At 61.5% G+C, this 19434-nt stretch carries 18 protein-coding genes; 7 read left to right on the top strand and 11 right to left on the bottom strand.

Translation table 11 applies throughout. The features are described 5' to 3' along the window. Nucleotides 1-116 precede the first annotated feature (116 nt). The 3 genes from cueR to ABTV29_RS27885 form a co-directional block, all read right to left on the bottom strand. A complete protein-coding gene (cueR, locus tag ABTV29_RS27895; RefSeq protein WP_433767757.1) occupies nucleotides 117-530 on the bottom strand; it encodes a Cu(I)-responsive transcriptional regulator in 414 nt (137 codons plus the stop codon). After that, nucleotides 527-2920, bottom strand: coding sequence for a heavy metal translocating P-type ATPase (locus tag ABTV29_RS27890; RefSeq protein ID WP_433767756.1), 2394 nt, complete (start codon nucleotides 2918-2920; stop codon nucleotides 527-529). Before ABTV29_RS27890 ends, cueR begins: the two co-directional genes overlap by 4 nt. Nucleotides 2921-3107: 187 nt before the next feature. Further along, nucleotides 3108-3491 (bottom strand): hypothetical protein, encoded by a 384-nt coding sequence (locus ABTV29_RS27885; RefSeq protein WP_433767755.1) that lies wholly within the window; start codon nucleotides 3489-3491, stop codon nucleotides 3108-3110. Between the two features lie 159 nt (nucleotides 3492-3650). On the opposite strand from ABTV29_RS27885, the gene ABTV29_RS27880 reads away from it, so the two are divergent. Both ABTV29_RS27880 and ABTV29_RS27875 read left to right on the top strand, forming a co-directional pair. Continuing rightward, entirely contained in the window at nucleotides 3651-3848 is a 198-nt protein-coding gene (locus ABTV29_RS27880) for a cation transporter (protein WP_433767754.1), read from the top strand. A gap of 222 nt (nucleotides 3849-4070) precedes the next feature. Further along, nucleotides 4071-5267 carry a multidrug effflux MFS transporter gene (locus ABTV29_RS27875; protein WP_433767753.1) on the top strand — a complete coding sequence of 399 codons (1197 nt, stop codon included), beginning with the start codon at nucleotides 4071-4073 and terminating at the stop codon, nucleotides 5265-5267. A gap of 8 nt (nucleotides 5268-5275) precedes the next feature. Here ABTV29_RS27875 and ABTV29_RS27870 read toward each other — a convergent pair whose 3' ends face one another. Both ABTV29_RS27870 and ABTV29_RS27865 read right to left on the bottom strand, forming a co-directional pair. Next, nucleotides 5276-5446, bottom strand: a complete 171-nt coding sequence (locus tag ABTV29_RS27870; RefSeq protein ID WP_433767752.1) for a hypothetical protein — start codon at nucleotides 5444-5446, stop codon at nucleotides 5276-5278. A gap of 146 nt (nucleotides 5447-5592) precedes the next feature. Then, nucleotides 5593-6606: a zinc-binding alcohol dehydrogenase family protein gene (locus ABTV29_RS27865; protein ID WP_433767751.1), complete on the bottom strand. Its 1014-nt coding sequence runs from the start codon at nucleotides 6604-6606 to the stop codon at nucleotides 5593-5595. Between the two features lie 115 nt (nucleotides 6607-6721). Between ABTV29_RS27865 and ABTV29_RS27860 the strand changes: the two genes are divergently transcribed. Both ABTV29_RS27860 and ABTV29_RS27855 read left to right on the top strand, forming a co-directional pair. Further along, nucleotides 6722-7651 carry a LysR family transcriptional regulator gene (locus ABTV29_RS27860; protein WP_433767750.1) on the top strand — a complete coding sequence of 310 codons (930 nt, stop codon included), beginning with the start codon at nucleotides 6722-6724 and terminating at the stop codon, nucleotides 7649-7651. A gap of 314 nt (nucleotides 7652-7965) precedes the next feature. Further along, nucleotides 7966-8700 (top strand): ArsR/SmtB family transcription factor, encoded by a 735-nt coding sequence (locus ABTV29_RS27855; protein WP_433767749.1) that lies wholly within the window; start codon nucleotides 7966-7968, stop codon nucleotides 8698-8700. A 124-nt stretch (nucleotides 8701-8824) separates the two neighbouring features. On the opposite strand, the gene ABTV29_RS27850 is transcribed toward ABTV29_RS27855, so the two are convergent. After that, nucleotides 8825-9778 (bottom strand): adenosine deaminase, encoded by a 954-nt coding sequence (locus ABTV29_RS27850; RefSeq protein WP_433767748.1) that lies wholly within the window; start codon nucleotides 9776-9778, stop codon nucleotides 8825-8827. 199 nt (nucleotides 9779-9977) lie between these two features. Between ABTV29_RS27850 and ABTV29_RS27845 the strand changes: the two genes are divergently transcribed. Then, on the top strand, nucleotides 9978-11069 hold the full coding sequence (locus tag ABTV29_RS27845; RefSeq protein ID WP_433767747.1) for a calcium:proton antiporter: 1092 nt from the start codon (nucleotides 9978-9980) through the stop codon (nucleotides 11067-11069). 118 nt (nucleotides 11070-11187) lie between these two features. On the opposite strand, the gene ABTV29_RS27840 is transcribed toward ABTV29_RS27845, so the two are convergent. The 5 genes from ABTV29_RS27840 to ABTV29_RS27820 form a co-directional block, all read right to left on the bottom strand. Next, entirely contained in the window at nucleotides 11188-12546 is a 1359-nt protein-coding gene (locus tag ABTV29_RS27840) for an 8-oxoguanine deaminase (RefSeq protein ID WP_433767746.1), read from the bottom strand. 259 nt (nucleotides 12547-12805) lie between these two features. Continuing rightward, the gene (locus ABTV29_RS27835; protein WP_433767745.1) at nucleotides 12806-13504 is read right to left on the bottom strand and encodes an SDR family oxidoreductase; all 699 of its coding nucleotides are present in this window, start codon (nucleotides 13502-13504) and stop codon (nucleotides 12806-12808) included. 475 nt (nucleotides 13505-13979) lie between these two features. Next, the gene (locus ABTV29_RS27830) at nucleotides 13980-14561 is read right to left on the bottom strand and encodes an IMPACT family protein (protein WP_433767744.1); all 582 of its coding nucleotides are present in this window, start codon (nucleotides 14559-14561) and stop codon (nucleotides 13980-13982) included. 7 nt (nucleotides 14562-14568) lie between these two features. Then, nucleotides 14569-15219 carry a TetR/AcrR family transcriptional regulator gene (locus ABTV29_RS27825; protein WP_433767743.1) on the bottom strand — a complete coding sequence of 217 codons (651 nt, stop codon included), beginning with the start codon at nucleotides 15217-15219 and terminating at the stop codon, nucleotides 14569-14571. 187 nt (nucleotides 15220-15406) lie between these two features. Next, a complete protein-coding gene (locus ABTV29_RS27820) occupies nucleotides 15407-16327 on the bottom strand; it encodes a LysR family transcriptional regulator (protein ID WP_433767742.1) in 921 nt (306 codons plus the stop codon). 139 nt (nucleotides 16328-16466) lie between these two features. Between ABTV29_RS27820 and ABTV29_RS27815 the strand changes: the two genes are divergently transcribed. Both ABTV29_RS27815 and ABTV29_RS27810 read left to right on the top strand, forming a co-directional pair. Beyond that, a complete protein-coding gene (locus ABTV29_RS27815; RefSeq protein ID WP_433767741.1) occupies nucleotides 16467-17816 on the top strand; it encodes an aspartate aminotransferase family protein in 1350 nt (449 codons plus the stop codon). Nucleotides 17817-17889: 73 nt separating this feature from the next. Beyond that, on the top strand, nucleotides 17890-19383 hold the full coding sequence (locus tag ABTV29_RS27810; RefSeq protein WP_110966209.1) for a CoA-acylating methylmalonate-semialdehyde dehydrogenase: 1494 nt from the start codon (nucleotides 17890-17892) through the stop codon (nucleotides 19381-19383). The last annotated feature ends 51 nt before the right edge of the window (nucleotides 19384-19434 follow it).

Here is a 19434-nt window from a genome sequence, read left to right as displayed (position 1 = left end):
GCGAGCAAGCTCGCTCCCACAGTGTTCCGTTGTGTGGCATAGATAGCATTCACACCCGAGATCCCTGTGGGAGCGGGCTTGCCCGCGATGGCGTCGGTATGTCCAGCCTCAATGCGTCAGGCACGAACCGCTTCAGCACAACACCCCGACTCCAGATTCTTGAGAATCGGACAATCCGGCCGATGGTCCCCCTGACAATGCTCCACCAGATCCTGCAAGGTATCGCGCAACTGCCCCAGCTCGCGGATTTTCTGGTTCAACTCGTCGATGTGCTGTCGAGCCAGGGCCTTCACATCGGCACTGGCGCGCTGGCGGTCCTGCCAGAGGGTCAGCAGCTTGCCGACCTCTTCCAGGGAAAAACCCAGGTCCCGGGAGCGCTTGATGAACGCCAGGGTGTGCAGGTCGTCGTTGCCATAGAGCCGGTAGCCGCTGTCGGTGCGATGGGCCGCCTTGAGCAGGCCGATGGATTCGTAATAACGGATCATCTTTGCGCTCAGACCGCTTTGGCGGGCCGCTTGGCCGATGTTCATCGGTTGTCCTCCAGATCCTCGGGTTTCCAGGTTTTCAACAGTAGCGCATTGCTCACCACGCTCACACTCGACAACGCCATGGCCGCGCCCGCCAGCACCGGGTTGAGGAAGCCGAAAGCCGCCAGCGGAATGCCGATCAGGTTATAGACGAACGCCCAGAACAGATTTTGCCGGATCTTCGCGTAGGTCTTGCGGCTGATCTCCAGGGCCGCGGGCACCAGGCGCGGGTCGCCGCGCATCAGGGTGATCCCGGCGGCGTGCATGGCGACGTCGGTGCCGCCGCCCATGGCAATGCCGATATCGGCCGCCGCCAGTGCCGGCGCATCGTTGATTCCGTCGCCGACCATCGCCACCACCCCGGATTTCTTCAGGGCCGCGACTTCGGCCGCTTTGTCCGCGGGCAGCACTTCGGCGTGCACGCTGGTGATGCCCAGCGCATCGGCAACCACTTTAGCGCTGCCGCGATTGTCGCCGGTCAGCAGGTGGCTGCCGATGTGCCGCGCGTTGAGTTGTTGGACGGCCTGCAGCGCACCGGGTTTCAAGGTGTCACCGAAAGCGAACAGTCCCAACACCTGTGGTGCGGGGCTTTGCTCGATCAGCCAGGACAGGGTCCGGCCTTCGGTTTCCCAGGCGCTGGCCAGATCGGCCAGGGGCGGGGCGCTCAATCCGCTTTCCTCCAACAGACGCCGATTACCCAAGGCCAGCCGCCGGCCATCGAGGCTTCCGGCGATGCCGCGTCCGGTCAGGGATTGGCTGTCGCTGACGTCTGCCACGTTGAGGCCGCGTTGCGCACATTCATCCAGCACGGCCCTGGCCAGCGGATGCTCGCTGCCGCGTTGCAGGGCGCCGGCCAGTTGCAGCAGCCTGGCTTCGTCACCCTCGAGGGCCTGCAAATGTGCGATGCGCGGGGTGCCGGAAGTCAGGGTGCCGGTCTTGTCGAACACCACCGCGCTGACTTCGTGGGCACGCTCCAGGGCTTCGGCGTCCTTGATCAGAATCCCGTGGCGCGCCGCCACCCCGGTACCGGCCATGATCGCCGTCGGCGTGGCCAGCCCCAGCGCACAAGGGCAGGCGATCACCAGTACGGCGACGGCATTGATCAGCGCAGTTTCCAGGGGCGCGCCGTACAACCACCAGCCGATCAGGGTCGCCAGGGCCAGCAACAGCACCACCGGGACAAAGATCTGGCTGACTTTATCCACAAGTTTCTGGATCGGCGCTTTGGCAGCCTGGGCGTCTTCCACCAGCCGAATGATCCGCGCCAGCACCGTTTCGGCGCCGAGCGCCTGAGTGCGCACCAGCAGCCGGCCTTCGCCATTGATGGCACCACCGGTGACTTTATCGCCGGGCTGCTTGGGCACCGGCAGGCTCTCGCCGCTGATCAGCGCTTCGTCGGCATGGCTCTGGCCGTCGACGACTTCACCGTCCACCGGGAAGCGCTCGCCGGGTTTGACCAGCACCAGATCATTGACGCGCAGGGCGCTGATGGCGACGTCCTGTTCGCGGCCGTCGATCACCTGAATCGCCCGCTCCGGACGCAGCGCCTCCAAGGCGCGAATGGCGCTGGCGGTCTGGCGTTTGGCGCGGCTTTCCAGGTATTTGCCCAGCAGCACCAGCGCGATGACCACGGCCGACGCTTCGAAATAAAGATGCGGCATGCGCCCGGTGGCGGTGGCCCATTCGTAGACGCTCAAGCCGTAGCCGGCGCTGGTGCCCAGGGCGACCAGCAAATCCATGTTGCCGGCACCGGCGCGCACGGCTTTCCAGGCGGCGACATAAAACCGCGCACCGAAGATGAATTGCACCGGTGTGGCCAGCGCGAATTGCGCCCAGGCGGGGAGCATCCAGTGCACGCCGAACGGTTGCAGCAGCATCGGCAAGACCAGCGGCAAGGCGAGAACGATGGCCGCGATCAAGGCCCAGCGTTCGCGGTGCAGGCGGCTTTGTTGGGTATCGGTGGCCGGGTGATCGGCTTGCCAGACGCTGGCGGCGTAACCGGCCCTGGTCACGGCGCCGATCAGGGTTTGCGCATCGATCTGCCCCAGCAGCTCCAGATGCGCACGTTCGTTGGCCAGGTTGACGCTGACGCTCTTGACCCCCGGCACCTTGCTCAAGGCCCTTTCGACACGGCCGACGCAGGACGCGCAGGTCATGCCGTCGATGCTCAATTCCAGGCTTTGTTGCGGGACGCTGTAGCCGGCTTTGTGCACGGCCTCCATCAGCGCCGGGAGGCTGCCCGCCGGCGCTTGAACCCGCGCCTGTTCAGTGGCCAGGTTGACACTGACGGCACTGGCACCGATGACTTTGCTCAAGGCGCGCTCGACACGCCCGGCGCAACTGGCGCAGGTCATGCCGGCAATCGGCAGATCGAAAGTGGTGGATTCGGACATGGGGCACGCTCCCTGTAGAAGATGTCTACAGGATCAACCTTGCCATGTTGGCAAGGTCAAGCACCAATCTGAAGTTCACTTCAATCCTTGTGGGAGCGAGCTTGCTCGCGATGGCGATCTGTCAGTTGTGCAGATGTTGGCTGATACACCGCTATCGCGAGCAGGCTCGCTCCCACAGGGATTTATGTCAGTACCCGAGGCCTGCGCGCTTGAGGTACATCCCTTCCTGCGTCATCGCAATCCGGTACTTCTGCACTTCACCCGCGCGCAGCGTGATGTCCTGCGAACCCGGCGCCAGCATGCCCGGATTGCAACCCGGTACCTGGCCCGGCAGCAACTTGAGGCGCAGGGAGACATTGCCCGGCGGCAGGTTGAACGAGGTGCTTTGCTCCTGGAACAGCCGCGCGGACAACTGGTCGTGGATGTACACGCCAATTTCGCAACTGGTCGCGACTTCCAGTCGCTCGCGGGAAATGATCAGCACGCCATAGTCTTCCCCGGCGGCATGGGCCGAAGGCATGGCGGCAATAAGGCCGAGCAGGCCAAACAGGCTGAAAGCTGACCAGCGCATCGCTGAATCTCCTGAGTTCGAAACATGAATGGACGCAGCTTGGCCGAGCGCGGCGCCAATTGCCAGCCCGGCAGATCACTTCAGAACTTGACCTTGCCATGGTGGCAAGCTCGACACTGGCGGCAATCTCACTCAACAGCCTTATAAAAGGAGTTGTCCATGCAAGTGTTCAATGTCGAAGGCATGTCCTGCGGTCACTGCGTCAAGGCCATCACCGAAGCGGTCCAGGCCAGGGACCCAGCGGCCAGCGTGCGTGTCGACCTGGCGGCCAGGGAAGTCGGCGTCGAGTCGGCCTTGACGGCGGAGCAGGTGATCGCAGCGATCAGTGAAGAAGGCTACGAAATCAAAATTGCCTGAAGAGTGGCGCGCCCCTTGTAGGAGCGAGCCTGCTCGCGATAGCGGCTTAACATTCAACATTGATGTTGCCTGGCACACCGCTATCGCGAGCAGGCTCGCTCCTGCAGTATTTTTTTGCGTTCACCCATGAGTTTTTAATAGTTAGCGAGCTATCGGAATGTTCAAGGCGTCCATGCGCGGCTAGACTGTCGGGCTGCCGACTTCTGCCCAACTGGATGCCTGATGAATTTCCGCACGATCCTTATTCTTGGCGCCTTGAGCGCTTTCGGTCCGCTGGCGATCGATTTCTATCTGCCGGCGTTCCCGGCCATGGCGCAGGCCTTCGGCACGGACGAAAAACACGTTCAGTTGACGCTTGCGGCGTACTTCCTGGGGTTGTCCATCGGGCAACTGGGTTACGGGCCGGTGGCGGATCGGTTCGGCCGGCGCATTCCGCTGTTGGCCGGTGTCGCGCTGTTTACCCTGGCTTCGTTGGCATGCGCCTATGCGCCGAATCTGGAATGGCTGATTGGCGCGCGGTTTATCCAGGCATTGGGCGGCTGCGCGGGGATGGTGATTTCCCGGGCGGTGGTCAGCGACAAGTGTGATGCGGTAGGGGCAGCCAAGGTCTTTTCGCAGCTGATGCTGGTGATGGGCCTGGCGCCGATTCTCGCGCCGATGCTGGGCGGCCTGCTGGTCAACACCAGCGGCTGGCAGTCGATCTTTCTGGTGCTGACCGGTTTCAGCGCCTTGGCCGGATTGGCCGTGGCCCTCGGTTTGCCGGAAAGCCTGCCGGCCCATGTTCCGCGTCAGCCGCTGTCCGGGGCGTTGCGCCAGTACGGCCGCCTGCTCACCGATTCGGTGTTCCTCGGCCACGCCCTGACCGGCGGTATCGCCATTGCCGGCATGTTTGCGTACATCGCCGGCTCGCCGTTCGTCTTCATCAAGCTCTATGGCGTGCCGGCCGAGCATTTCGGCTGGCTGTTCGGCACCAACGCCGCGGGCTTCATCCTGGTGGCGCAAGTCAATGCGCGGTTGCTGTCCAAGCGTGGGCCGGCGTTCCTCCTCGCTCGCGCAGTTTGGGTTTACTTCGGCGCCGGACTGACCCTGTTGGCGGTCAGTGCCTTGCACACCGAGAAACTGTGGCCGCTGTTGATTCCATTGTTTATCTGCATCGCCAGCCTGGGCTGCATCATTCCCAATGCCTCGGCCTGTGCAATGAACGGCCAGGGCGCGCGGGCGGGCAGCGCGTCGGCGATGCTCGGCTGCCTGCAATTCAGTGTTGCAGCCGGCGCCGCCGCGCTGGTGGGTGTTTTACACGACGGCAGCGCCATGCCGATGGCCATGGTCATCAGCCTGTGTGGAGCATTGGTGGTGAGCGCAGCCATGCTCACCCGGCGTCTACAGAATGCCCGGGCGTTGGCGCAAGCTCAGGTCTGAGTAGGGCCTCAGCCGACAGCGCGTTGCTGACGATTGGGTATCTGATGGGGCGCTTGCAGGCGCGCTTCGAGGGTCGTGGTGAAGGCGCGTGCTTCGGCTTCACTGCGGAATGTCACGGCGTGTTGGTCCAGGCGTACCTGCCACTGGGACTTTGCCAATTCTTTTATCAGGATCTTCATTACTGACCTCCTCAACTAAAAGATTGTCTCGCAGAGATCTCGAGTGTAGACCTGAAAACGATCAACATTGTGACAAGGATCAACTGTCGGACTGACGGCAAATGATCGCCACCCGCGGCCGCAGGTGGCGATTTTTGGATCCTTTTTCAGAACCCTTCCAACACGATCTTGCCCTTGGATTTACCGCTTTCCAGCAGGGCATGGGCACGCCGCAGATTGGCCGCATTGATGGTTCCAAAGTGCTCGCCGACCGTGGTTTTCAACGTTCCGGCATCGATCAATTGCGCCACGCGATTGAGCAGTTTGTGCTGCTCGATCATGTCCGGGGTTTCGAACAGCGAGCGGGTGTACATGAACTCCCAGTGCAGGGACAGGCTCTTGCGCTTGAGCTTGGTCACATCCAGGGATTTGGGGTCATCGATCAATGCCAGTTTGCCCTGTGGCGTCAACGCTTCGATCAATTGATCGAGGTGATGATCGGTCTGGGTCAGGCTGGCAACGTGGGTCACCTGAGCAATGCCGGCCTGTTTCAGCGCTTCGCTCAGTGGCTGGCTGTGATCGATCACCCGGTCGGCGCCCAGCTCCTTCACCCAGCTCTGGGTCTGTGGACGCGATGCGGTGCCGATCACGTTCAGGCCGGTAAGTTGTTTCGCCAGTTGGGTGAGGATCGAGCCGACACCGCCGGCGGCACCGACGATCAGCAGGCTCTGGCCTTCATCGTTTTTGCCTTCGCGAATTTGCAGGCGCTCGAATAGCAATTCCCATGCGGTGATCGCGGTCAGGGGCAGGGCGGCCGCTTCAGCGAAACCGAGGGTTTTCGGCATATGGCCGACGATCCGCTCATCCACCACATGCAGCTCGCTGTTGCCGCCGGCACGGGCGATGGAGCCGGCGTAAAACACTTTGTCGCCGGCCTTGAACAGGGTCACGTCACTGCCCACGGCCTTGACCACGCCGGCCACATCCCAACCCAGCACCTTCGCTGCGCCGCCTTCAGGCTGCACGTTCTGACGGACCTTGGTGTCCACCGGGTTGACCGAAATGGCTTTGACTTCCACCAACAGGTCACGGGGCCCGGCGACCGGCTCCGGCAGTTCGATGTCTTGCAGGGATTTTTCGTCGCTGATCGGCAGGGACGCGTAGTAGGCAATGGCTTTCATCAGGGGCTCCTGAAACGGGGTGATTTCGATGGGGAGATGATTGGTTATTTCTGCCGAAGAAAAAACCCGCTAAAAGAGCAGTCTCTTTCAATATTTTTTTGATAATGGATTTCGCATGCTGCGTTTCGATGATTTGCAGTTGTTCGTCCGGGCCGCGGATCTGGGCAGCCTGTCGGCGGCCGCACGGGGCATGGATATGTCGGCGGCGGTGGCCAGTGCGGCGCTCAAGCGCATCGAGCAACAGCTCGGCGCACGCTTGCTCACCCGGTCGACCCGCAGCCTGCGCCTGACCGCCGAAGGTGAGGGCTTTCTGGAATATGCCCGGGCGGCCCTTAGCAACCTCGATGAGGGGCGGCGGTTATTGGCCAGTGGCCAGGACCAGGTCAGTGGCGTGTTGCAGCTGTCGGCACCGTCGGACTTCGGCCGCAACCTGCTGCTGCCCTGGCTGGACGAGTTCCAGCGCGAGCACCCGAGGCTGACTGTGCGTCTATTGCTGGGCGACCGCATCGCCGATCTGTTCCGCCAGCCGGTGGACATCGCCCTGCGCTACGGCGAGCCGGAAGATTCCAGCCTGGTGGCGCTACCTGTCGCCGCGCACAACCGGCGCGTGCTCTGTGCCGCGCCGAGCTATCTCGCGCGGCATGGCGAGCCACGCCAGCTCGAGCAATTGGCGCAGCACAATTGCCTGCTGTACATGCTTGGCAGTCGGGTACACGACCACTGGAGTTTTCACGACGGTAAACGCGAGGTCGGCCTGACCGTCAGCGGTGACCGTTTCAGTGACGATGCCGATGTGGTGCGGTTGTGGGCCGTGGCGGGCGCCGGGATTGCCTATAAATCCTGGCTCGATGTGGCCGCCGATGTCTTGGCGGGCCGCTTGAAGGTGCTGATGCCGGAACTGCTCTGCGAGCGCGCTCCGCTGAATTTGTTGTGCGCCCATCGCGCACAATTGAGTAAGCCTGTGAACCTGCTGCGGGAAATGCTTGCCAGCCGATGCGCTGCATTGAGCAGTCGTTTTCCGGGGTTAACGGGAATCGGTCATTAATCGCAGGAAAAAAGCGAAATTTCCCTCAGGGACTATCAGCATCATGGATTTGCAAAGGGCAGGAACCCGCGTTCGGCCCGCCTATACTAGCGCCTCTCACGTACGCACCGTCGGACACAGTTGCGAGGCCCTTCCACAGGCTTCCAGCTTGCTCCACACCCTTTCGCGAGGCCGTCTCGAAGCCAGCCCGGAGATGGCCGGGTTGGGCGAAGACTTTGCGCGGCTTTTAGCGTTTTCCACGGATTGGACGACGGTGCATTTGTGGTCAAGATGCCTCCGAGCAGCAGACGAACGATTCAACAGGGAGTGAATTCATGGAACATGCACCTTGCATCAGCCAGATAGCCACCTTGCTGGCTGACCCCAAGCGCAGCGCAATGATGTGGGCCTTGATGGACGGCACAGCGCGACAGGCCGAGGAGTTGGCCCTGCTGGCCGGCCTGTCACCGTCTTCGGCCAGTGCCCACCTGGGGCGCTTGTCCACAGGTGGACTGTTGAAAGTCGAAACCCGTGGACGAAAGCGCTTCTTCCGCCTTGCGACGCCTGAAGTCGGTGCCGCGATCGAGGCGCTGGCCAGTGCGACGCTGGCCAGTTCCCCCCAGGACATTCCAAGTATTTTCAGACACGCCACGCCCCTGGCCAAACCCCAGGCCAGGCGCTCGTCGTTGTTGCGCGCGCGGCTGTGCGACGATCATCTGGGCGGCACGCTGGCTGCGGATCTGTATCAGAGGCTGCTGGAGGCGGGCTGGATCGAACAGTTCGATCAGCGGGTGACCATCACGCTCAAGGGCTCGACGGAGTTGGCCGCGCGGGGCGTGTTCATCCAGGCACTGGCCCACCGTAACGGCAAGTCGGCGTGTGCCTGTCCTGACTGGAGCGAAAGACGCCCGCACATGGGCGGCTCGCTCGGGGCGGCGTTGTTGCAGCTGTTCATGCAGTCTGGCTGGCTGAGCCTGCCGGGTGATTCACGGGCTTTGCAGCTGACCGTTGCCGGGCAGCGCGAAATCCACCGCTTCGCCAGGGAAACCGAGATGGAAATGGCGTTGTAGGAGGGACGCGAATGTAAATGTGGGAGCGAGCCTGCTCGCGATGGCGGTGTGTCAGTCACCGATGATGTCGACTGACACTCCCTCTTCGCGAGCAGGCTCGCTCCCACATTGGTTTGTGGTGGTCTTACGGTTTCACCAACCGCGCATCCAGGCTGTTCTGCGCCAGGCGCTTTGCCTGGGCCTGGGTCATGCCCAGATGGGTGTGCAGCGCATGGAAGTTCTCGGTGACGTAGCCGCCGAAGTACGCCGGATCATCCGAGTTCACCGTCACTTTCACGCCACGTTCCAGCATGTCGAGAATGTTGTGCTGCGACATGTGATCGAACACGCAGAGCTTGGTGTTGGACAGCGGGCACACGGTCAACGGGATCTGTTCGTCGATAATCCGCTGCATCAGGCGCTCGTCTTCGATAGCGCGCACGCCATGGTCGATGCGCTGGATTTTCAGCAGGTCGAGGGCTTCCCAGATGTACTCGGGCGGACCTTCTTCACCGGCGTGAGCGACAGTCAGGAAGCCTTCGCCACGGGCACGGTCGAACACGCGCTGGAACTTGCTCGGCGGGTGGCCCATCTCGGAGCTGTCCAGGCCAACGGCGACAAAGGCCTCACGGAACGGCAGCGCCTGGTCGAGGGTTTTCTCGGCTTGCTCTTCGCTCAGGTGGCGCAGGAAGCTCAGGATCAAACCGCTGGTGATGCCCAGTTGTTGCTCACCGTCCTTCAGTGCGGCGGCGATACCGTTCAGCACCACCTCGAACGGGATGCCACGGTCAGTGTGGGTCTGGGGATCGAAGAACGGTTCGGTGTGAATCACGTTCTGCTCTTTGCAGCGCAGCAGGTAGGCCCAGGTCAGGTCGTAGAAATCCTGGGACGTTTGCAGCACGCCGGCGCCCTGGTAGTACAGGTCGAGAAACTCTTGCAGGTTGTTGAAGGCGTAGGCCTTGCGCAGGGTTTCGACATCGCTCCACGGCAGGGCGATCTTGTTGCGTTCGGCCAGGGCGAACAGCAGCTCGGGCTCCAGCGAACCCTCCAGATGCAAGTGCAGTTCTGCCTTGGGCAGGGCGTTGAGCCAGTCGTACATATTCTTTTCTCATCAGGTGCAGATGGTGGGCATTCTACAGGCGCCAGCAGAAACAATCGGTAAAACCTGACCGAAAGGTTCATAAGCCCGGCCCGACTTGAAACATCAATGGGCTAAGGTCTAACGAAACATTAGCAGCGCTGCGCAGTCAGTCGCTTATCAACTTCGCTATTGCAAGCGCAGTAGCAAAAGGCTCGCCATGCTCACGATCCTCAAACAGGAAAGCTTTCTGCTGCTGGCGGTGCTCGCCGCCATGGTTGCGTTCCCGCTGGAGCATTGGCTGCTGCACAGCGGGCAGGCGGTCGCGCTGAGCGCCGGGCTGGTGTTGATCGCGTTCATCATTGCCGCCTCGATGCGCGTGGCCCATCAGGCCGAATTGCTCGCGGAAAAAGTCGGTGATCCCTACGGCACCATGATCCTGACCCTGGCCGCTGTGCTGGTGGAAGTGGTGATCCTGGCGATCATGATGAGCAACGAAGCCTCGGCGACTTTGGTGCGCGACACGATTTATTCGGCGGTGATGCTCGACATCAACGGCATCCTCGGCCTGGCGGCGTTGATGGGCGGGCTCAAGCATGGCGAACAGTCCTACAACGATGATTCGGCACGCAGCTACAGCGTGATGATTCTCACCGCCATGGGCGTGTCGATGGTGGTCCCGGAGTTCATTCCCGAAGCGCGCTGGAAGCTGTATTCGGCGTTCACCATTGGCGCGATGGTGGTGCTCTACGCCCTGTTCCTGCGCATGCAGGTCGGGCCCCACAGTTACTTTTTCAGCTACAGCTACCCGGACAAACGCCGCAGGAAAGAGCCGTTGGAGCAAGAGCCGAAGCCGGTCAGCCTGGCGCTGTCCATTGGCATCCTGGTGTTCGGCGTGGTGGTGATCGGCGCCCTGGCGGAGGTGATGTCCAAGACCCTCGATCTGGGCCTGGAGGGGACGGGGGCACCGCCGGTGGTCACGGCGATCCTGGTGGCGACGATCTCTGCGGCGCCTGAGATTCTGACGGCGTTGCGCGCGGCGCTGGCCAACCGCATGCAGTCGGTGGTCAACATCGCGTTGGGTGCGTCGCTGTCGACGGTGATCCTGACGGTGCCGGTGATGGAAGCGATGGCGCTCTACACCGGCCAGCCCTTCCAGATGGCGATGACCCCGGTGCAGACCGTGATGATCTTCATCACCCTGATCGTCAGCGCGATCAACCTCAATGACGGAGAGACCAATGCCATCGAAGGCATGACGCACTTTGTGCTGTTTGCGACGTTCATCATGTTGTCGCTGCTCGGCCTTTGAGCCCCAAAAACCACTGTGGGAGCGAGCCTGCTCGCGATGACGGATCATCAGTCGACCCACAAATGACTGACAGACCGCTATCGCGAGCAGGCTCGCTCCCACAGGTTTTACCGGGGTATCAGGAACCGGCGATCAGTTGCCGCGCCGCCTGGCTGTGATCGGCAATCAACCCCTTCAAATCCAGCCCCTCGACCTGTCCGTCAATCACTCGCCACTTACCACCGACCATCACCCGATCCGCCCGGTCCGCGCCGCACAGCAGCAGCGCCGACACCGGATCGTGGCTGCCGGAGAAGCGCAGTTCATCCAGCTTGAACAGTGCCAGGTCAGCCTGTTTGCCGACGGCCAGTTCACCGATATCGCTGCGGCCGAGCAGCTGTGCCGAGCCTTTGGTGGCCCAGCCCAGCACGCGTTCCGGAGTGATCTTCTCCGCGCCGTAACGCAGGCGCTGGATGTACAGCGCCTGACGCGCTTCGAGGATCATGTTCGACGCATCGTTGGAGGCCGAGCCGTCCACGCCCAGGCCCAACGGCGCCCCGGCGTCGGTCAATTCGATGCTCGGGCAGATGCCGGAAGCCAGGCGCATGTTCGAGCTAGGGCAATGGCAGATGCCGGTGCCGGCGGCGCCGAGGCGGGTGATTTCATCCGGGTTGAAGTGGATGCCGTGGGCCAGCCAGGTGCGTGGGCCGAGCCAGCCGACGCTGTCCAGATAATCCACGGTGCGCAGGCCGAAGCGTTGCAGGCAGAAATCTTCTTCGTCGAGGGTTTCCGCCAGATGTGTGTGCAGGCGCACATCGAGCTTGTTCGCCAGTTCGGCGCTGGCGGACATGATTTCCGGGGTCACCGAGAACGGCGAGCAGGGTGCCAGGGCGATCTGGATTTGCGCGCCGTCTTCGCGTTCGTGGTATTCGGCGATCAGGCGCTGGCTGTCGTCGAGAATCACCTGGCCTTCTTGCACGGTCTGCTGCGGTGGCAGGCCGCCATCCTTCTCGCCCAGGCTCATGGAACCGCGCGTCAGCATGGCGCGCATGCCAAGTTCGCGCACGCTCTCGACTTGCACGTCGATGGCGTTCTCCAGTCCGTCCGGGAACAGGTAGTGGTGGTCGGCGGCCGTGGTGCAGCCGGACAACAGCAGCTCGGCCAGCGCGACTTTGCTGGCCAGCGCGAGCTTTTCAGGTGTCAGGCGCGCCCAGACCGGATACAGGGTTTTCAGCCACGGGAACAGCGGCTGGTTGACCACCGGCGCCCAGGCGCGGGTCAGGGTTTGATAGAAGTGGTGATGGGTGTTGATCAGCCCCGGCAGGATCACATGTTCGCGGGCATCGAATACTTGTCCACAGGGTACGGACGGTTGCTGGCCGGCGCCGAGCACTTCGACGATCACACCGTCTTGTAGCACCAGGCCGCCACGGGCATCGAGACCGTTGGCCGTGAAAATGGCGAGGGGATTTTTTAACCAGGTACGGGTCGCAGGCATGTTGGCCGGCTCCTCTGAAAGTTGGGTTCAGGGTTGCCAGCTCAGTGTTGCCCTGTCTGCTGATCCAGGGTCGCCGGGGAGGCGAGGTGCGAAGTGTCGATCAAAAGATCTCAATGGGCAAGCCCGGACCGACAGAACAACGAAGCACCCTGTAGGAGCCGAGCTTGCTCGCGATGGCGGTGGGTCTGGTCCATTGTTTTTGACTGGCACACCGCCATCGCGAGCAAGCTCGGCTCCTGCAAAAGCAAGGCCGTGGTGATTACCAGGGAATCGTCTCACCCCGGTAGTTCACAAAATGATGCCCGCCCTTGCCGACATAGGCGTTCACCTGATCGACCAGTCCTCGGGTGCTGGTTTGCACATCAATGTCGGCACCTTCACCGCCCATGTCGGTTTTCACCCAGCCCGGGTGCAGGGACAGCACCGTGAGGTTCTGTTCGCCCGATTGCTGGTTCAATTGCGTGACAAAGCTGTTGGTCATGGAGTTCAGCGCGGCCTTGCTGGCCTTGTACAGCGCCAGTTCCGGTGCATCGGGCATGGTCACGCTGCCGAGCACCGAACTCATGAACGCCAGCACGCCGGTGTCCGGGCGGATCTGGCCCACGAAGTGCTGGGCGAGGTTGATCGGCGCCACGGCGTTGGTGAAAAACAGCTGGCCGACTTCGGCCAGCGTTGCGCCGCCCGGCGTTTGCACGTCCGGGCCTTTGACGCCGGCATTGACGAACAGCAGATCGAACACTTCGCCCTTGAGTTGCTGGCTCAGGGCGATCACCGCTTGCTGATCGTCCATGTCGAGTTTCTCGATCCGTACTTTGCCCAATGCTTTCAGGGCCTCGGCATTCTGTGGGTTGCGCACGGTGGCGGTGACTTGCCAGCCATCGGCCAGCAGGGTTTTCACCAGACCGAGGCCCAGCCCCCGGGAGGCACCGATGATGAGTGCGGTTTTTGCCTTGGACATGAGTGGCTTCCTGGATAAATGAGGGTCACGGATTCAATAGACAGCGATGGCTGGACCTATGCTGCAACGCCTGATGCGAGGCGTCGAGTTGATTGTTGGCTGGCAGGCCTGTGTGCTGGAGGTTTTGCTCAAAAAATGATCAGTCGCGTGCAAGCCATGTCCGGCATGGGGCGGCGACGGGAATGAACGGGTTATCCACAGATTGCTCCACAGTATTTGTGCGCAAGCTCAAAGGTCGGGCATAAGCGCGAGTTGGCTATCTTCCAAAAGTGATAAACCAACCTAAGTATCTGTTTTTAATTGAATTTGTATTTTCTGATGGCAAATTGGACGAAAAGTGAACAAATCCCGCAAACCCTTATGACAGAAGGGTTACAGCGGTATGTGCTCAGGTTATCCACAGCCGGGTGCACAGCAGATGTGGGCAAATATTCGAGGCTGGGGATAACCAGAAGGTTCTAAAAAATCGCAGCCTTCAACGCTGCAGCAGAATGCGCCCGCGGCTCAAATCGGCCAGCAGTTTCTGCAGCGTTTCAATCTGCGCTTCGCCTACCGCCAGCTGCAGTTCGACACCATTGGCGGTGAAATCTTCCTGCACCACCAGCCCGCCGAGTTCCGCGACCCTCAACTTCACCAGCGCCAACTCGCTAAACGCGCAGGCACAACGCAGGGGTACCCGGCTGATCAGCTCGATCTTCGGCGCTGCCTGCAGGCATTTATTGGCGCCACCGCCATAGGCTCGGGCGAGTCCACCTGTGCCCAGTTGAATGCCGCCGTACCAGCGAATCACCAGCACCGCGACCTGATCGCAATCCTGCGCCTCGATCGCCGCCAGAATGGGCCGGCCAGCGGTGCCGCCGGGTTCGCCGTCATCGGTGCTGCGGTATTGATCGCCGAGCTTCCACGCCCAGCAGTTGTGCGTGGCGTTCAGATCGCTGTGCTGCTCGATAAACGTCTGCGCGTCGGCAGGGCTGGCGATGGGGGAGGCGAAGGTAATGAAACGGCTTTTGCGAATTTCTTCGCGGTATTCGCAAAAGCCGCTGAGGGTAAATGGCATAGGTGTCTTAAATGCTTGGCTTCAGGCCGCAGCCCTTGAGAATGATGCGGATCAGGTTGTTGCCAGCGTCTTCCATATCCTGTTTGGTCAACTTGCTGCGCCCGCTGACACGGCAGATCTGGGTGGCGAAATCGGCGTAGTGCTGGGTGCTGCCCCACAACAGGAAAATCAGATTGACCGGATCGACCGGGTCCATTTTGCCGGCGTCGATCCAGGCCTGGAACACCGCGGCCCGACCCTGGAACCAGGCGCGGTAGTCCTGGTTGAAATACTCGGTCAGGCATTCGCCACCACTGATGACCTCCATGGCGAAAACCCGTGAAGCTTGCGGCTGGCGCCGGGAAAACTCCATTTTCGCGCGGATGTAGCGGGTCAGGGCCTCTGCCGGATCGTCTTCGGCGGTCAGTGTATTGAAAGTGCTATCCCACAGCTGAAGGATGTTGCTCAACACCGCCACGTACAAACCGAGTTTGTTGGTGAAGTAATAATGCAGGTTCGCCTTGGGCAAGCCGGCATTCTGGGCGATGGTGTTCATGCTGGTGCCTTTGAACCCGTGACGGGCGAACTCGTCTTCGGCGGCTTTGATGATGGTCTCTTCGTTCTTCTGACGAATGCGGCTGGCGGGTTTGCCGCCGTGAGCTGGGACTTCAAAGGTCATAGGCACTTCCGGTCAGGTGGATGTGGGCGGCGAGTGCGTTGATAGCGCACCCACAAGCTGCAGACAAGTCTACCGCAACCCCTGTAGGAGCCGAGCTTGCTCGCGATTGCGCCAGTTCAGTCACCATGAATGTTGAATGTCAGTCCGCTATCGCGAGCAAGCTCGGCTCCTGCAGGGACGGTGGTGTTCAACGTGTCGCGGCCAGACTCTCCAGAAAACTCTCCAGCACCAGGTGCGGGCGACGCCCCTTGCGGGTGACCGAGGCGAGGCTCAGGTCATAGAAGCGCGCTTTGGGTTTCAGTGCGCGCAGGCGGCCTTGCTGAACCCAAAGGCTGGCGTAGTGATCCGGCAGGTAACCGATGTAGCGCCCGGTTAGAATCAGGAAGGCCATGCCTTCGCGGTCGGAGGCGCTGGCGGTGCAATTGAGCGCCTGGTAATGCGCCTGGATTTCCACCGGCAAGCGAAAGGTCGGGGCGATGGCGTCCTGTTGATTGAGGCGCGCATCGTCCAGCTGTTTGTCGTCGACGTAGAACAGCGGATGGCCCACTGCGCAATACAGCAGCGAGCGCTCGCTGTAGAGCGGTTGATATTCCAGCCCCGACAATGCGCTGGCTTGCGGTACCACGCCGACATGCAAGCGGCCGTCGAGCACGCCTTGCTCCACCTCATTGGGCGGGATCATGCGGATCTGGATCTGCACATCCGGCCCGCGCTCCTTCAACTGGGCCAGCGCATGGGTGATGCGCATGTGAGGCAGGGTGACCAGGTTGTCGGTCAGGCCGATGGTCAACTCGCCGCGCAAGTGCTGGTGCAGGCCGTTGACCTCGGTGCGAAAGCTTTCCAGCGCACTTAATAGCTGCAATGCCGATTGGTAGACCTCGCGGCCTTCTTCGGTCAGGGAAAATCCTGCACGGCCGCGCTGGCACAGGCGCAGGCCGAGGCGCTGTTCCAGATCGCTCATTTGCTGGCTAATGGCCGAGCGACCAATGCCGAGCACGCTCTCGGCGGCAGAGAACCCACCGGACTCAACCACGCTGCGAAAGATCCGCAACAGGCGAATATCAAAGTCGCTGACTTGCGCCAGTGGGTCGGGACGGCGGCTGCTCATGGGGATGGCTCGATAGTTTAGCCAGTGGCTGACTAAAGGTTAGAAAAGTTGGATTTCACCGACTTTATCCTCGTGTCAATTTAGCTGCAACAACGCTTTTCAATCCCTGCGCCGCTTATTGCCTTGCGAGGTTCCACCCATGAATTTGCCTGAAAACGCACCGACTTCTCTGGCCAGCCAACTGAAGCTCGATGCGCACTGGATGCCGTACACCGCCAACCGTAACTTCCAGCGTGACCCGCGCCTGATCGTGGGCGCCGAAGGCAGCTGGCTGATCGACGACAAGGGCCGCAAGGTCTATGACTCGCTGTCGGGCCTGTGGACCTGTGGTGCCGGTCACACCCGCAAGGAGATTCAGGAAGCGGTCGCCAAGCAACTGGGCACCCTCGATTACTCCCCAGGCTTTCAGTACGGCCACCCGCTGTCGTTCCAGCTGGCGGAAAAAATCACCGACCTGACGCCTGGCAACCTGAACCATGTGTTCTTCACCGACTCCGGCTCCGAATGTGCCGACACCGCGGTGAAGATGGTGCGCGCCTACTGGCGCCTGAAGGGCCAGCCGGCCAAGACCAAAATGATCGGTCGCGCCCGTGGCTATCACGGCGTAAACATCGCCGGCACCAGCCTGGGCGGCGTCAACGGCAACCGCAAACTGTTCGGTCAGGCGATGATGGACGTCGACCACCTGCCGCACACGTTGCTGGCGAGCAATGCCTTCTCGCGCGGCATGCCGGAGCAGGGCGGTATCGCTCTGGCCGATGAGCTGCTGAAACTGATCGAGCTGCACGATGCCTCGAACATCGCCGCCGTGTTCGTCGAGCCATTGGCCGGTTCCGCTGGCGTACTGGTGCCACCTCAGGGTTACCTCAAGCGTCTGCGTGAGATTTGCGATCAGCACAGCATCCTGCTGGTGTTCGACGAAGTGATCACTGGTTTCGGTCGTACCGGCACCATGTTCGGCGCCACCACCTTTGGCGTGACCCCGGACCTGATGTGCATCGCCAAGCAAGTCACCAATGGCGCGATCCCGATGGGCGCGGTGATTGCCAGCTCCGAGATCTACCAGACCTTCATGAACCAGGCCACGCCTGAATACGCTGTGGAATTCCCGCACGGCTACACCTATTCCGCTCACCCGGTAGCTTGCGCCGCGGGCCTGGCTGCACTCGACCTGCTGCAAAAGGAAAACCTGGTGCAGAGCGTGGCCGAAGTCGCGCCGCATTTCGAAAATGCACTGCACGGCCTGAAAGGCACGAAAAACATCATCGACATCCGCAACTACGGCCTGGCCGGTGCCATCCAGATCGCACCGCGTGACGGCGATGCCATCGTGCGTCCATTCGAGGCGGGCATGGCGCTGTGGAAAGCCGGCTTCTACGTACGCTTCGGCGGCGACACCCTGCAGTTCGGCCCAACCTTCAACAGCAAGCCGCAGGATCTGGATCGCCTGTTCGACGCGGTTGGCGAAGTGCTGAGCAAACTCGACTGATTTGACGCAACAGCACATCTATATAGAAGGCGCCCTTCAGAGGGTGCCCGTGGACACATTTCCAGGAGCTTTCATGAGCGTTATTCCGCATTTGATCAACGGTGAGCTGATCACCGAAACCGGCCGTAGCACCGACGTGTTCAACCCGTCCACCGGTCAGGCGATCCACAAGCTGCCACTGGCCAGCCGTGAAACCATCCAACAGGCTATCGACGCGGCCAAGGCTGCCTTCCCGGCCTGGCGCAACACCCCGGCGGCCAAACGTGCCCAGGTGATGTTCCGCTTCAAGCAACTGCTGGAGCAGAACGAGGCGCGCATCGCCCAACTGATCAGCGAAGAACATGGCAAGACCCTGGAAGACGCTGCCGGTGAATTGAAGCGCGGCATCGAGAACGTCGAGTTCGCCTGTGCGGCACCGGAAATCCTCAAGGGCGAGTACAGCCGCAACGTCGGCCCGAACATCGATGCCTGGTCGGACTTCCAGCCGCTGGGCGTAGTGGCCGGCATTACGCCGTTCAACTTCCCGGCCATGGTGCCACTGTGGATGTACCCACTGGCGATCGTCTGCGGCAACTGCTTCATCCTCAAGCCATCCGAGCGTGATCCGAGCTCGACACTGCTGATCGCACAACTGCTGCTGGAAGCGGGTCTGCCAAAAGGCGTGCTGAGCGTGGTCCATGGTGACAAGGCTGCAGTAGACGCGCTGATCGAAGCGCCTGAAGTCAAAGCACTGAGCTTCGTTGGTTCAACGCCGATTGCCGAATACATCTACGCCGAAGGCACCAAGCGCGGCAAACGCGTCCAGGCATTGGGCGGGGCCAAGAACCATGCGGTGCTGATGCCGGATGCGGATCTGGACAACGCCGTCAGCGCACTGATGGGCGCTGCCTACGGTTCGTGCGGTGAGCGCTGCATGGCGATTTCCGTGGCTGTCTGCGTGGGCGATCAGGTTGCCGATGCACTGGTGGCCAAACTGACTCCGCAGATCAAGGCGCTGAAAATCGGCGCAGGTACTTCGTGCGGCCTGGACATGGGGCCGCTGGTCACCGGTCAGGCACGAGACAAGGTCAGCGGTTATGTCGAGGACGGTGTAGCGGCGGGCGCGACCCTGGTGGTCGACGGCCGTGGTCTGAGCGTGCCGGGTCATGAAGAAGGTTTCTTCCTCGGTGGCTGCCTGTTCGACAACGTCACCCCGGAAATGCGTATCTATAAAGAAGAGATCTTCGGCCCGGTGCTTTGCGTTGTCCGCGTCAACAGCCTGGAAGAGGCGATGCAACTGATCAACGATCACGAGTATGGCAACGGCACCTGCATCTTCACCCGTGATGGGGAAGCGGCGCGGTTGTTCTGCGATGAGATCGAAGTCGGCATGGTGGGCGTGAACGTACCGTTGCCGGTGCCTGTGGCTTACCACAGCTTTGGTGGTTGGAAGCGCTCGCTGTTTGGCGATCTTCATGCCTATGGTCCGGATGGCGTGCGTTTCTACACTCGCCGCAAGGCCATCACCCAGCGCTGGCCGCAGCGCGCTAGCCATGAAGCGTCGCAGTTCGCTTTTCCTAGCTTGTAAGTAGAAGAGGAGGCCGGCCCCTTTGTCATGAGGGGGCCGGCCTTCGCGTTT

This window comes from Pseudomonas putida (assembly GCF_050989985.1).
GTDB classification, from domain to species: domain Bacteria; phylum Pseudomonadota; class Gammaproteobacteria; order Pseudomonadales; family Pseudomonadaceae; genus Aquipseudomonas; species Aquipseudomonas putida_AI.
Note: the sequence above shows the minus strand (reverse complement) of the source record. Positions and strands in the feature narration are given on the sequence as shown.